The organism is Rhizobium sp. LjRoot254 (genome assembly GCF_964254105.1).
In the GTDB taxonomy this organism is placed as follows: Bacteria; Pseudomonadota; Alphaproteobacteria; order Rhizobiales; family Rhizobiaceae; genus Rhizobium_E.
Window position 1 is genome coordinate 1,218,372 of sequence record NZ_CAXUSM020000001.1, and the last position, 12,793, is coordinate 1,231,164.

The window sequence follows — 12,793 nt, forward strand, 5'->3', positions numbered from 1 at the left end:
GTAATGAAAGATAAGAAATGGGGGAGCGAGATACACTGGTTTGGGCCGGAGAATTGTATGAGAATCGTAACCCAACTGCTGACAGGACTTGTTTTTCTCGTCGTGGGTGCATTGATCCTGATGCATTTCATGCCGGGATCGGCGACGCTTGCGCGCCAGGTCGGCGTGCCGGAAACGATGATCCGTCTCGTGGCCCGCGAGACGCCGACGGCCAAGGCGCCTGAAGAAGGCAATCGCCGCGGAGGCAACCGCGACCAGACCGTGGTGGTGAAGGCGGCCGAAAAAGGCAAGATCAACGACAGCCTGCGCGCCATCGGCGATGGTGATGCGGTGCGTTCTGTTGCGGTGACGCCGCTCGTATCCGGCCAGATCGCCGAACTGATGGTGAAATCCGGACAGCGGGTGAAAGCCGGCGATGTCATCGCCACGCTCGACGACGATGTCGAGAAGATCGCGACGCAAACTGCGAAAGTCGCACTGCAGGCCGCCACCAACAAGATGACACGCAACGAAGACCTCAAGAAGATCATCTCGCAGGCCGATTACCAGGACACGCAGACGGCGGTGGAGACCGCACGGCTGGTCGCCTCGGCGGCCGAGCTTGCGCTGCAACGGCGCATCGTGCGCGCGCCGATCGACGGTATCGCCGGCATCGTCAATGTCGAAGTCGGCGACTATGTGACCGTGAGCACGCCGCTGGTGACGCTGGACGACCGCTCGAAGCTGCTGGTCGATTTCTGGGTGCCGGAGCGCTTCACGGGCCTGATCAAGGAAGGCCAGGAGGTCGCGGCGCGACCGATCGCGCGGCCGGGCAAGAGCTTTCCGGGCAAGATCGAGGCGATCGACAACCGCATCGACCCCGCGAGCCGCACATTGCATGTGCGTGCCGTGATCGAGAACCAGGGCGACGAACTGCGTGCAGGCCAATCCTTCGAGGTGGTCGTCAACCTTCCCGGTGATATGTGGCCGTCGGTGAGCCCGCTCGCCATCCAGTGGGACAGCACCGGCTCCTATGTCTGGCGGGTGAATGCGGACAAGAAGGTCGAGCGCGTTTCGGCGGCGATCATCCAGCGCAATCAGGACGACGTGCTCGTGGATGGCGACGTCAAGCCGGGCGATAAGATTATCATCGAGGGCCTGCAGCAATTGAAGGCCGGCGCGACGGTGAAGATTTTCGGTGAGGACAAGAAGAACGACAAGGTGGCGGATGCCGCCGGGACGGTGAAACCTTGAGCCCGGGCGGCCGTATCAAGGAAGCCTTCTCGGCCTCGCTTTTCGTGCGGCGGCCGATCCTGGCGCTGGTTCTCAATACGCTGATCGTGGTGGCGGGGCTGGCGGCCTTCAACGGCATCGAAGTGCGCGAACTGCCCTCGGTCGACCGGCCAGTGATCACCGTGCGGACCGACCTCGACGGCGCCTCGCCCGAAACGATGGACCGCGAGGTGACCGATACGATCGAGGGTGCGGTGGCGCGCGTGACCGGCCTGAAATCGGTGTCCTCGGTCTCGGCCTTCGGCAACAGCCGGGTGACGCTGGAATTCTCCGACACGACCGATCTCGCAGTGGCCGCCGCCGACGTGCGCGACGCGCTGGCCCGCGTGACCGACGACCTGCCTGACGGCACGATCGCGCCGCGCGTGATCAAGGCGGATGCCGATTCCCAGCCGGTGCTGCGCATTGCGGTGACTTCCTCGACCATGAAGGCGGAGGACCTGACCGTCTATATCGAGGACGTGATCGAGAACCGGCTCGCCTCCGTCGAGGGCGTCGCCGACGTGCAGTATTTCGGCGACAAGCAGAAGAGCTTCCGCATCGATCTCGACCAGGCCAAGCTCGCCAGCCGCGGGATGACGGTAGCCGACATCCGCACCGCGCTATCGACCGCCGCCTTCGATGTGCCGGCGGGCACGATCGAAAGCAGTTCGACCAATATCGTGGTGCGTGCGAGTTCCGACATCACGACGCCGCAGGAGTTCGAATCCCTCATCATCAACGGCAAGGTTCGCCTCGGTGACGTGGCCAACGTGACGCTCGGCGCCGAAGACGGCACCTCGACCATGCGCTCGAACGGCATATCAGGCGTCGGCCTCGGCATCATCCGCCAGGCGCAGTCGAACACGCTCGACATTTCCGATGGCATAAGGAAGGTCGTGGACGAGCTCTCCAAGACCCTGCCCAAGGGCATGGAGATGCGTGTGACCAGCGACGATGCGAGCTTCATTCGCGGCGCGATCCACGAAGTGGTGCTGTCGCTGGTGCTGTCCGTCGTCATCGTCGTCGGCGTCATCTATCTCTTCCTGCGCAATCTGCGCGCCACGCTGATCCCGACCGTCACCATGCCGGTGGCGCTGGTCGGCACGCTGGCCGCGATCTATCTCGCCGGCTTCTCGGTCAATATCCTGACGCTGCTCGCCATCGTTCTGGCGACCGGCCTCGTTGTCGATGACGCCATTGTTGTGCTCGAGAATATCGTGCGCTATCGCGCCCAGGGCATGGGCGCGCGCGCGGCCGCCGTGGTCGGCACGACGCAGGTGTTCTTCGCCGTCGTCGCCACGACCATTACGCTCGCCGCGGTGTTCGTGCCGCTCGCCTTCCTGCCCGGCGAGGCCGGTGGGCTGTTCCGCGAATTCGGCTTCACGCTGGCGATCGCGGTTATGCTGTCGGGCGTGGTGGCGCTGACGCTCTGCCCGATGCTCGCGTCGCGTATGCTGGGCGCCCACGATGTCGAGGAACATCACGGCATCATGAGCTTCCTCGGCAACATCTTCGCCAAGGTTTACGAGAAGACGCTGGCCGCGGTGCTTGCCGTGCCCGGCATCGTGGTGGCCGTTTCGGTATTGATGCTGTTTGCCTCGGTGGCGGCCTATTTCTCGCTCGGCCAGGAGCTGACGCCGAAGGAGGACCGCTCGACCATTCTCGTGCGCGCCCGTGCGCAGCAGGGCGTGAGCCTCGCCTATACCGAATCGCAACTGCGCAAGGTCGAGGACGCGCTGCAGCCGCTGGTGAATTCCGGCGAGGTGCTCAACGTCTTCACCATCAGCGGCCAGGGTGGCTCGTCCAATTCCGGCTTCATGGTGCTGACGCTGGCGCCCTGGGAAAGGCGCGAGCGCAACCAGATCGCGATCACCGAGGATGTGCGCAAGGCACTGCGCGTAGCACCTGCGCTGCAGGCCAACATCATTCAGCCTAACAGCCTCGGCATTCGCGGTGCGGGCTCCGGCCTCAATTTCGCGCTGACGGGCAACGACTACGACCAGCTCTACGCGCAGGCGGACAAGATGATCGATGCGCTGAACGCGAGTGGACGTTTCGATCTCGTGCGCCTCGACAACGACCCGACGCAGGCCCAGATCTCCGTCGATATCGACCGCGAGAAGGCGGCTGATATCGGGGTCGATATCACGGGGCTCGCGCAGGCGATGCAGGCGCTGCTTGCCGGCACCAGCATCGGCGATGTCTTCGTCGATGGCCGCCGCATCGATATCACGCTCGTCTCGTCGGACAATCCGATCAACGATCCGAAAGATCTCGAGAGCATATTCCTCAAGACGCGGGACGGCCGGTTCGTGCCGATGTCGGCGGTGGCGACGCTGAAGGAGCGGTCGATCCCGCCGCAACTGTCGCGCGAGAACCAGCAGCGGTCCGTCGGTATCACGGCGTCGCTGAAGGAGGGGACGGGATTGGGCGACGCGCTGGCCTTCACGCAGCAGACGGCGCGCGAAATCCTGCCCGATGGTGTCAATGTCCTGCCGCTTTCGGAGGCTGCCACGCTCAACCAGAACTCCTCTGGCATGATGATCGTCTTCGGCTTTGCCATCGTCATCATCTTCCTGGTGCTGGCGGCGCAGTTCGAGAGCTTCGTCTCGGCAGTCATCATCATGACGACGGTGCCGCTTGGGCTCGCTTGCGCGGTCTTCGCGCTGATGCTGACAGGGCAGACGATCAATATCTACAGCCAGATCGGACTCGTTATGCTGGTCGGCATCATGGCCAAGAACGGCATCCTGATCGTCGAATTCGCCAACCAGTTGCGCGATGACGGCCAGAGCGTGCGCGAGGCGATCCGCAATGCCTGCCGTATCCGCCTCAGGCCGGTCATGATGACGATGATTGCGACCATCCTCGGCGGCCTGCCGTTGACGCTTGCCGCCGGCGCCGGCGCCGAAGCGCGCGTGGCGCTCGGCTGGGTTATCGTCGGCGGTCTTGGCCTCGCGACGCTGGTGACGCTCTATATCACGCCCGTCGCCTATCAGATGTTCGCCGGGCTCGCCAAGCCGCATGCCCACGAGGAGGAGCGGCTGACACGCGAGATGGAAGCCGCCAACAGCAACCGGATGAGCCTCGAGGAAGAGCTCATCCCGACCGCCGCGCAGTGATGGTACGCAAATACTCCGTCTCTCTCCACGGCCACCGCACGAGCTTCTCGCTGGAGGAGGAGTTCTTCACCGCCCTCAAGGAAATTGCCGCCCGACGCGGGCGATCGCTGGCAGCGCTGATCGCCGAAGTGGATGACGGCCGGCCGGACAGTTACAATCTGTCCTCGGCGCTGAGGGTGTATGTGTTGAAGACGATGACGGCCGAGGTGTCCTAACGTGTGTGGCGCGCCGCGTCGTTCCTCGCGGCAGCGCCGCTAATGAGATCCGGTCGATGACGGAGACCGCATGCCTCGACCATGCGCCGCGACGTTGCATTGGACGCAGACACCAGCTCGTAGACATAAGCCGCGCCGAGGTCCCGAAACACGCTTGTGACCATGCGGGCATTGATGTAGTTGCCCAGACCCTTGCCCCGAGCCGATTCCGCCACGGCAACCAATCCGCCCCAGGCATACTTGTGAAAGACGCTGTCGGCATTGTGGGGCATGTAGCCGTGCGCCGCCGCTACGACGTTTCCCTGTTGATCACCGACCGCCACGGTCGTCGCCGGGTCGAACTCACCGACGAGCAGTGAGCCCGAAAAGGGCACAACGCCGGCTCCACCGATCAGCGACTGGATGCGGGCCGTGTGTTCGCCGGTGGGATCGGTCGGCGCCTCGAGGTCGACCAGACCGTCCGGCAGGCCGCGCGCCACGATCGCCTCCGAGGCGGCAAGCCCCGTCGCGCGGTCGGCGACGAAGACATCCCAGGTATCGAGGCGAAAGTCCCGTTCCGCGAGAAGGGCTCTCGCTTCGTCTGCTTTGGACGGAGAGAACAGGCGAAAGCCACACACGCCATCGCGATCGAGGAAGGCCGTGATCCTTTCCCAGCCGATTTTGTCGAGATCATCGCAACCCATCATCCGGCCATTCTGGCACGCGCCGGGTGTCGCACGGATGAAATCGGCGCTCGATTCCGCCTGTGCCTGTAGTCGTTGCTGCAACTCGGTGCCGAAGTAACCTGACATGGGACGCTCCCCGTGAGAGCAGTGATGATAACCAATTCGGCGCAAGAGGAAAACAGGGACAGCGCCGGCAGACGCGGACTATGCTTCACTGGTTGAGGATATCAGGAGACAGATCGAGCCTCGGCGTGGTGTCGCTCGTGTTGTCGTCGGCAGGTTTCTCCTGCTTTTCCAGCTTCTCCTGCTTCTCCAGTTCGGCCTTCTGCCGGGCCTCTTCATCGGCTTGCGCCTTGGCCTTCAGCGCCTCCTGCGCCTGATCGAGAAGGCGCGCGTCGTCGATGCGCCTCTGCTCGATTCGTTCGCGCTCGGCGTCGAGATAGCGATAGAGCGAGGCTTCCCGGCGCAGGCGCTGCTTTTCGGCGATGTTGGCCTGAAGGATCTCCACCCGGCGTCGTTCCTGCTCGAACTTGCGCAGTGACAGAAAGCTTGTCAGCGCGGTGATATCCACCGCGCGGTGCGGGGCCGCGAGCGGACCTTCCCAGCCAAGCCGGACCGAGGGATCGGCGCCGGCGAGCGCGTCTTCGCCCGGCTTGAAGACGAGCCCGATGCTGGCTGCGATATTGCCATCGAGAAGGCCGATATCGGCCTCGCCCTCGAAACCAAGCTCGGCATTGCTGCCGGCGATATTGGCGGCGCGCAGCCTGCCGCCGGCGATGTTGAAGGGGATGTCCAGCTTGCCGATGCTGGTGCTGCCATTGAGAAGGCTTGCCTCGATGGCGGGCTTCACCGCCGCCTCGGTGAGTTCACCATCCACGGCGTCCGCTGCCTTGAGGAATGCTGGGAAGACCTTGCCGTCGAGGCCACGAATGGCGAGATCGGTAAGGCCGAGCGTGCCCGAGCCGGTGGCGCTTTCCAGCATCTTGACCGCGCTGGTGCCTGTCGTGTCGAGCGCGAAGGTGAGGTTCGAGCGCGCGGAGGCGGCAGGCTTGTTGCCGTATTGCCAGAAGGCGGTTGCGAGCGTCGCGCCGGTCAATTTCATCTGGGTGCGGAGATAGGCATTGCCGTCGAGATTGCCGAGCTCGGCATGGCCGGAGAAATTGCCGTCGGCGAGCTTGCCGGTGGCGTCGCTCAGTTCGATCTTGCCGCGGTCGGACTTGAGCTTGCCGTTGAAATTCTTGATGTCGCCGAGTGCGCCGAGATGGAATTCACCTGTGGCGAGCGAGAGATCGACATTGACCGGAAGGCCCGCAACCCTGGGCACGTCGATGCGGGAAAGCTGGCTGGTGAGCGGTTCGGTGATCGGCCCATAGACCGCCTCGGCAAGCCAGCCGAAATCGATCATCGACAGCGTCAGCTCGCCGCCGAAGCGGGTCTCGGCGGCCTTGCGGTCGAGGCTGAGCACGCCGGCGAAGGTGTTGTTGTCGGCGCTGCCCTTGAGGCCGTCGATGCTGATGCCGTCCGGCGTGGAGTAGAGGCTGGCGCTGGCATTGAGCGAGAGGCCGTCGGCCAGTTGCGGCAGCGATATGCCCGTCATGATGAAGTAGGGGGCGATGTCGCCACTGTCGATGGTCAGTGCGTAGGAGCCGTCGAGGAAATTGGCAGCGTCGAGGCGGGCGGAGCCATCGACCTCGATCGTGGTGGTGGCCGAGGAATATTTCAGTCCGATCTGGGGATCGGCATCCGCGGATTGCTCGACCTTCAGGCTGAGCAGGCCATCCTGGTCGGCATCGAACTGCATGGTCGAAAATCCCGCCTGGCCGAGCATGACCCAGGCGTCGGGGTTCTCGATCGACGCGTCGAAGGTCAGGCCCTGGGGGTCAGCGAGATTGAGTGTCTGGCTGGCGAGATTGGCAGTGAGGCGGCTGCCATGCGCGATGCCGGTGAGCTTAGCCTCGACCGGCCAGTCACCGAGGCCGAGCTTGAGGTCGAGCAGGAAATCGCTGCCTTCGTAATATTGTGCATTGGCCGCGAGGCGGTCGAGTGCGGGATGCCTGGGCAGCCGGTCGGCGAGCAGGCGGAAGAAGGTGGAGGGATCGGTCGCCTTCAGCGATATTTTGGCCCCACCCTTCGGTGAGCCGGTGAGGTCGGCGACGCCGCCCTGGATATCGAGCGCCGTGCCGTAGAAATCCTTGACCGAGGCGCGGACATCGCCGAGCGCGCCATTGGCGATGGTGAAGGTTGCGTCGAGCCCCGTCGCATCGAGTGCGAAGGCGCGGAACTCATCGACCTTCAGCCGCGCCGCGATGCGGTGATCGAAGAGCGACCCGGTATTGGCTTCGCCCGTCAGCAGGCCGCCGAGCGCCAGCATCGTGTCGAGGTCGAAGGCGTTGCCCGCCAAGTCGAGCGACAGCGACGGCGTCTCGTCACCCTTCGATTCATGCTCGAGCCGGCCTTTGAGCCTGGCGGCACCGAAGCCGATCTCAAGCTTTTCGAAACGCTGGAGTTCAGGCGTCAGGCTGACATCGGCCGAAAACCCGGCCGATTTGAGCTTGCGGATGGCATCCGGCACCGAGCCGGTGACCCATTCAGCAAAGCCGGAGGGCTGGTTGGAGGCCAGCAGCAGGTCGCCTTCGAAGGATTGGCCGCCGATCAGCGTCAGCTTGCCCTTGGCCGAGAGCGTGGTGCGGCCGGGCAGCTGCGCCTCCGCCTCATCGATCTGCCAGCCATCTTCGGCCGGCTGCATTTCCAGCCTGATGTCGCGGATGGTCGTGTCGCCCGCCACCAGGCCCGGCAGCCGGATGCTGGCCTTGCCGGGCAGGTTGGGGACCGGGATGTCGGCGGCGAGCGTCAGGAAGGCGCGGATGCGGTCGGAGAGGGGGATCGCGGTGGCATCGGTCGTGCCTTCACTATTGCCGCCGAAGCGGCTCATGTCGATCTGGTGGCCCTCGGCCTTGACCAGGAATTCGGGGTTGCGGCCGGCATCGATCGTCGCCTCGCCGTTGACGATATAGGGATCGACGGGGTCGCCCATCTTGAATTCGTATTTGGGTATGCGCAGGCGGTCGTTGAGCAGCTCGAATTCGCCCGCGATGCGGGGTGCCGCCGATTTCAAATCCGGATTGTTGGCGTTCTCGGCATTGGTCTCGGTGCGGAACTTCTCGCGGATGTTGAAGACGCCCTTGTATTCCGGCCTGAAATCCCTGAGCCCGATCACGCCTTCCATCTCGGCCACCAGCGAGGGATTGTCCGGCAACAGCCGGACTTTGAGCGGGATCCTGCCCTTGTCGGGGGTCGACGTGTTGATCACGAAACTGCCGGTCTGGCCGTCGATCGCGCCTTTGCCGGCGACCTTCCAGGGGCCGGCCAGGGTCTTGGCCGAGAGTTCCATGTCGAGGCCGGTCAGGTGACGGTTGCGGCCGGTCTGCTCGTCGATGAACAGGACGTCGCCGTCCACCACCGTGACATGTTCGAGCACGACATTAGAGGCGGGGATCTCCGGCGTGCCGGTCTTGACCCAATCGAAGGTACCGTCGTCCGTGAGCTTGAGGCGGATCTTGGGGTTCTCGATGCGCATGTTGTAGATCAGCGCTTCGCCAGAGAGATACGGCGCCAGCTCGGATTCCATCGAGAAGCGCTCGGCGGTGACGAGCGCCTCGCCGCTCGAATCCTCACCGACGCGGACATCGTTCATGGTGACCGAAGGGAAGGGCAGGAGGCGGGCATCGACTGTGCCGTGGACCACGACCTTCTTGCCGATGATGCGGCTCGCCTGCTGTTCGAAATCGCGACGGAAATCGGTCCAGTCGATGAACAAGGGCGCAAGGAGGGCCGCGAACAGAACGATCGCGATGAGCCCGCCGATGACTACGAAAATGCGCCCGAGCACGATTCAACTCCCATACTGGTCCGCGCTAGGTTTAGGGAATTTCCCCCGTCGTGCAAGCACCAATGCGCCTCAGTCGAGGGCGAAGATTTTTCCCGGGTTGAAGATGTTGAGCGGGTCGAGGCTCTTCTTGATGCGGCGCATGATCTCGACCGAGCCGCCGAGTTCACCCTCGAGGAATTCCTGCTTGCCCTGGCCGATACCGTGTTCGCCGGTGCAGGTGCCGTCCATTTCGAGCGCGCGGGCATTGAGGCGGGCGATGAAGGCTTCGGCGCCCGCGACCTCCGTAGGGTCTTGGTCGTTGATGACCAGCGAGACGTGGAAATTGCCGTCGCCGGCGTGTCCCACTATGGGGGCGATCAGGCCGTGTGCGTCGATATCGGCCTCGGTGGCGGAGACGCATTCGGCGAGCCGCGAAATCGGCACGCAGACATCGGTGGCGATGGCATTGGCACCGGGCTTCAGCGCCTTTGCAGACCAGTAGACATTGTGGCGGGCTTTCCAGATCCTCGCCCGCTCTTCGGGATTGGTTGACCAGACGAAGCCGCTCGCGCCATTTTCGTGGGCGACCTCGCCGAAGGCTTCGGACTGAAGCTTCACCGAGGCGGGCGAGCCGTGGAATTCGAGGAAGAGGGACGGCGCCTCGGGCAGGGACAGGCCCGAATAGGTATTGCAGGCGCGGACCTGCAGCGCGTTCATCAGTTCGATACGGGCCACGGGAATGCCGAGCTGGATGGTCATGATCACCGCTTCGCAGGCTTCACGGACGGTCGGGAAATTGCAGTAGCCACCGGCGATCTGTTCGGGAATGCCCTGGAGCCTCAGTGTGATGGATGTGAGGATGCCGAGCGAGCCTTCGGAACCGACGAAGAGCCGGGTGAGATCGTAGCCGGCCGACGATTTACGGGCGCGCCGCGCGGTGCGGATTTCCTCGCCATCCGATGTGACGGCTGTGACGGCCAGCACATTGTCCTTCATCGTGCCGTAGCGGACGGCATTGGTGCCGGAGGCGCGGGTCGCCGTCATGCCGCCGATGGAGGCATTGGCGCCGGGGTCGATTGGGAAGAACAAGCCGGTATCGCGAAGCTGGATATTGAGTTCCTCGCGTGTGATGCCCGGCTCGACGGTGCAGTCGAGATCCTCGACATTGACCTCCAAAAGCCGGTTCATGCGGGAGAAATCCAGCGAGAAGCCGCCGGAGGGCGCGTTGACCTGGCCTTCGAGCGAGGAGCCGGTGCCGAATGGAATAAGCGGCACGCGATACTCGCTGGCGATGCGGACGGCGCTCAGGACATCATCTTTCGATTCAATGAAAAGCACGCCATCGGGAAGCTGGGGCGGTACCCAGGTCGTGGTATGGGCGTGCTGGGCGCGGATCGCCTCGCCGGTCTGGAAACGCTCGCCATACATCTGCTTGAGGACGGAGGTGGCCGATTTCAGCCCTTCCTCATTGCGCTCGCCCAGACGGATGCCCGAAATGCCCATGTGCCTGTCCTTGAATTTTCAACGCTTTGTATTTGGATTCGTGCGAAGTAATGTGCCAGATAGGCTACCTTGTCCAGCCGGAGAATTGATCCCGCAATGTCCGAACCCGTGCATTTCGATACCCCCATCATCAGCCAACTCATGACGGTGGAGGATGCCTGGATCGACTATAACGACCATCTCAACATGGCTTATTACAACGTGCTGTTCGACCGCGCGTCCGAAGCGGCGATCGAGATCCTGAAGCTCGGCGAGGCCTATAGGCGGGCCGAGGACAGGACGCTGGTGACAGCCGAGGCGCATGTGACCTATCTCAGGGAACTGAAAGCAGGGGCAGAGGTGCGGGCCAGCTTCCGGCTGCTCGATGCCGATGCGAAGAGCCTGCATATCTACCAGGAACTCTTTCATTCCGACGGCTGGCTTTCGGCGACATCGGAAAGCCTGCTGCTGCATGTCGACCTCACGGCCGCGCGCGATACGCCAAGGGTGGTGCGCTTTTCCGAGCAAGTCACCGGCGACATCCAGACCATGCTGCGCTACCACCGCACGCTGCCGCGGACCAAGCATATTGGCCGAGTGATCGGCATTCAGCGGCGGTGAGGGTCGGTGGGTTTGCGGCCCCTGCTGCAAAACAGATTCAGGCGGCTTCATGTATTGAATCAGATTCAGGTAATCGTGCCAAGTAATTGACATTCGTCAATTTCTGCAGCTTCCGGGGGCCTCTGTATTTAACGCGAATGTGCCGCGCGGACGTGTGCAACGCCTATTCCGGCTTTTCCAGCTTGCCTTGGTCGAGCGCTTTCTCGACCTTGGCCTTGAGCGCGCGGGTCACGGCTTTTTCATGCTTGGCGCGGCCGAACTGGGCGCGGTTTTCCGCGGCGGACTGTTCTTTTTCCGCGCGGGCTTTCTGCTTGCGGGCCTGTCTCAGGTTGATGACATCGGCCGCCACTGAGGTGCCTCAGTTCTTCTTGCGGAAGGAATCGAGCGATACGACGGAACCGCCGGCTGGTTTTGCCTCGGCCTCGCCCTCGGTCTTTTCGACGGAGACGATCTGGATTTCCGTCGCCTGCTGTTCAGGATAGGCGGTGATCTCGGCGCCGCCTTCGGTCTCTTCGGCGAGGGAGACGTCGAATTCGAGTTCGAAATTCACCGACGGGTCATAGAAGCCGCGCACCGCGCTGAACGGGACAGTGAGCTTTTCGGGCTTGTCGGAGAAGGACAGGCCGATCTCGAAATAACCGTCATAGACCTTCAGATCCCAGAACTGGTGCTGGACGACGATCGTCATCTGCTCGGGATATTTCGACTTCAGGTGCTGCGAGATGCGCACGCCCGGTGCCTCGGTGAGGAAGGTGATGAAGAAGTGATGATCGGCAGGCAAGGAACCGGTGGCGGCCACTTCCGACAGGACCTTGCGGATCACGCCACGCAGCGCGTCCTGTGCCAAGATGTCGTAGCGGATATGGTCCTGCCCCATGATGATTCCCGTATTTTCGTCTGTGAGTTGGGGCTAACTATGCCATTTTATGATGACTTGGCAAAGCCTTTCATGCGCCGCCACAGGGCCAGAAGGCGTCAAAAACCGTAAACAAGAGCGAGAGAAAGTGAAGGCTTCTGTTGCCAGGTGCCTTCGAACCCCGCCTTACAGTGCTACCCGCAAGGACTTGATTTGAAGTGTCACACTGCGATTAAGCAGCGAGACGTGCTTCAGCATAGTTGTCGTTTGCAACTATAATGTTAGCCCGATAACGGTGGTACAATGCCGAGTAAAAAGACGATCTTTACGCCCTTGTCGATCCTATTTCGCCCCCATCAGAAGCCGTTCCGTTGCAACGGTTTCTGGTGGAGGCGCCGGGTACCGCCCCCGGGTCCAATGGGTTTATTTCACCGCTTGTTTATCACCATATCCGGCAAGCCGGCATTCCCTATATAGGGATTATCGAGTGGTTTGCAAAGTGGGACGCAGGGCTTTTCGATGCCGATCGCTCAATCTTGCCGGCTTGCAACCACAACGGGTTCGTATATTGTGCGCTCAAACAAAAAAATCTCGATTACTTCATTAACACAAATAATCTTCCGGCAGATTTTCGCCGGCAGAAGGATTCAATGAAATTTAACGCACCCGCGCTGGGGGACTGAGCGCCGGTATTCCTGAGCGGGAGAATA

At 62.6% G+C, this 12,793-nt stretch carries 9 protein-coding genes and 1 other RNA gene; 4 read left to right on the forward strand and 6 right to left on the reverse strand.

The window, feature by feature from the left end; all coding sequences use genetic code 11:
• Positions 1-57 precede the first annotated feature (57 nt).
• The 3 genes from ACSQ26_RS06015 to ACSQ26_RS06025 are packed head-to-tail and all read left to right on the forward strand — an operon-like array spanning position 58 to position 4,591.
• Positions 58-1,233 (forward strand): efflux RND transporter periplasmic adaptor subunit, encoded by a 1,176-nt coding sequence (locus tag ACSQ26_RS06015; protein ID WP_436007232.1) that lies wholly within the window; start codon positions 58-60, stop codon positions 1,231-1,233.
• On the forward strand, positions 1,230-4,376 hold the full coding sequence (locus ACSQ26_RS06020) for an efflux RND transporter permease subunit (protein WP_436007234.1): 3,147 nt from the start codon (positions 1,230-1,232) through the stop codon (positions 4,374-4,376). The genes ACSQ26_RS06015 and ACSQ26_RS06020 overlap by 4 nt, the downstream gene beginning before the upstream one ends.
• Entirely contained in the window at positions 4,376-4,591 is a 216-nt protein-coding gene (locus ACSQ26_RS06025; protein WP_436007236.1) for a ribbon-helix-helix domain-containing protein, read from the forward strand. Before ACSQ26_RS06020 ends, ACSQ26_RS06025 begins: the two co-directional genes overlap by 1 nt.
• Here ACSQ26_RS06025 and ACSQ26_RS06030 read toward each other — a convergent pair.
• The 3 genes from ACSQ26_RS06030 to ACSQ26_RS06040 form a co-directional block, all read right to left on the reverse strand.
• Positions 4,588-5,382 carry a GNAT family N-acetyltransferase gene (locus ACSQ26_RS06030; RefSeq protein WP_436007238.1) on the reverse strand — a complete coding sequence of 265 codons (795 nt, stop codon included), beginning with the start codon at positions 5,380-5,382 and terminating at the stop codon, positions 4,588-4,590. The genes ACSQ26_RS06025 and ACSQ26_RS06030 overlap by 4 nt on opposite strands.
• 85 nt (positions 5,383-5,467) lie before the next feature.
• On the reverse strand, positions 5,468-9,145 hold the full coding sequence (locus ACSQ26_RS06035; RefSeq protein WP_436007240.1) for an AsmA family protein: 3,678 nt from the start codon (positions 9,143-9,145) through the stop codon (positions 5,468-5,470).
• A gap of 69 nt (positions 9,146-9,214) precedes the next feature.
• The gene (locus ACSQ26_RS06040) at positions 9,215-10,627 is read right to left on the reverse strand and encodes an FAD-binding oxidoreductase (RefSeq protein WP_436007242.1); all 1,413 of its coding nucleotides are present in this window, start codon (positions 10,625-10,627) and stop codon (positions 9,215-9,217) included.
• A 96-nt stretch (positions 10,628-10,723) separates the two neighbouring features.
• Here ACSQ26_RS06040 and ACSQ26_RS06045 point away from each other — a divergent pair, with 96 nt between their 5' ends.
• Complete coding sequence (locus ACSQ26_RS06045; protein ID WP_436007244.1) at positions 10,724-11,227, forward strand: thioesterase family protein; 504 nt, start codon at positions 10,724-10,726, stop codon at positions 11,225-11,227.
• A gap of 163 nt (positions 11,228-11,390) precedes the next feature.
• Here ACSQ26_RS06045 and ACSQ26_RS06050 read toward each other — a convergent pair whose 3' ends face one another.
• The 3 genes from ACSQ26_RS06050 to ssrA form a co-directional block, all read right to left on the reverse strand.
• A complete protein-coding gene (locus ACSQ26_RS06050) occupies positions 11,391-11,576 on the reverse strand; it encodes a DUF4169 family protein (RefSeq protein WP_436007246.1) in 186 nt (61 codons plus the stop codon).
• A gap of 9 nt (positions 11,577-11,585) precedes the next feature.
• On the reverse strand, positions 11,586-12,104 hold the full coding sequence (locus ACSQ26_RS06055) for an SspB family protein (protein ID WP_436007248.1): 519 nt from the start codon (positions 12,102-12,104) through the stop codon (positions 11,586-11,588).
• Between the two features lie 126 nt (positions 12,105-12,230).
• Positions 12,231-12,586, reverse strand: a transfer-messenger RNA (tmRNA) gene (gene ssrA, locus ACSQ26_RS06060).
• Positions 12,587-12,793: the final 207 nt, after the last annotated feature.

Bases quoted from the DNA above. Each gene is read 5' to 3' on its own strand.
- ACSQ26_RS06040 (WP_436007242.1), bottom strand. From the start codon at position 10,627: ATGGGCATTTCGGGCATCCGTCTGGGCGAGCGCAATGAGGAAGGGCTG.
- ACSQ26_RS06045 (WP_436007244.1), top strand. From the start codon at position 10,724: ATGTCCGAACCCGTGCATTTCGATACCCCCATCATCAGCCAACTCATG.
- ACSQ26_RS06015 (WP_436007232.1), top strand. From the start codon at position 58: ATGAGAATCGTAACCCAACTGCTGACAGGACTTGTTTTTCTCGTCGTG.
- ACSQ26_RS06030 (WP_436007238.1), bottom strand. From the start codon at position 5,382: ATGTCAGGTTACTTCGGCACCGAGTTGCAGCAACGACTACAGGCACAG.
- ACSQ26_RS06025 (WP_436007236.1), top strand. From the start codon at position 4,376: ATGGTACGCAAATACTCCGTCTCTCTCCACGGCCACCGCACGAGCTTC.
- ACSQ26_RS06055 (WP_436007248.1), bottom strand. From the start codon at position 12,104: ATGGGGCAGGACCATATCCGCTACGACATCTTGGCACAGGACGCGCTG.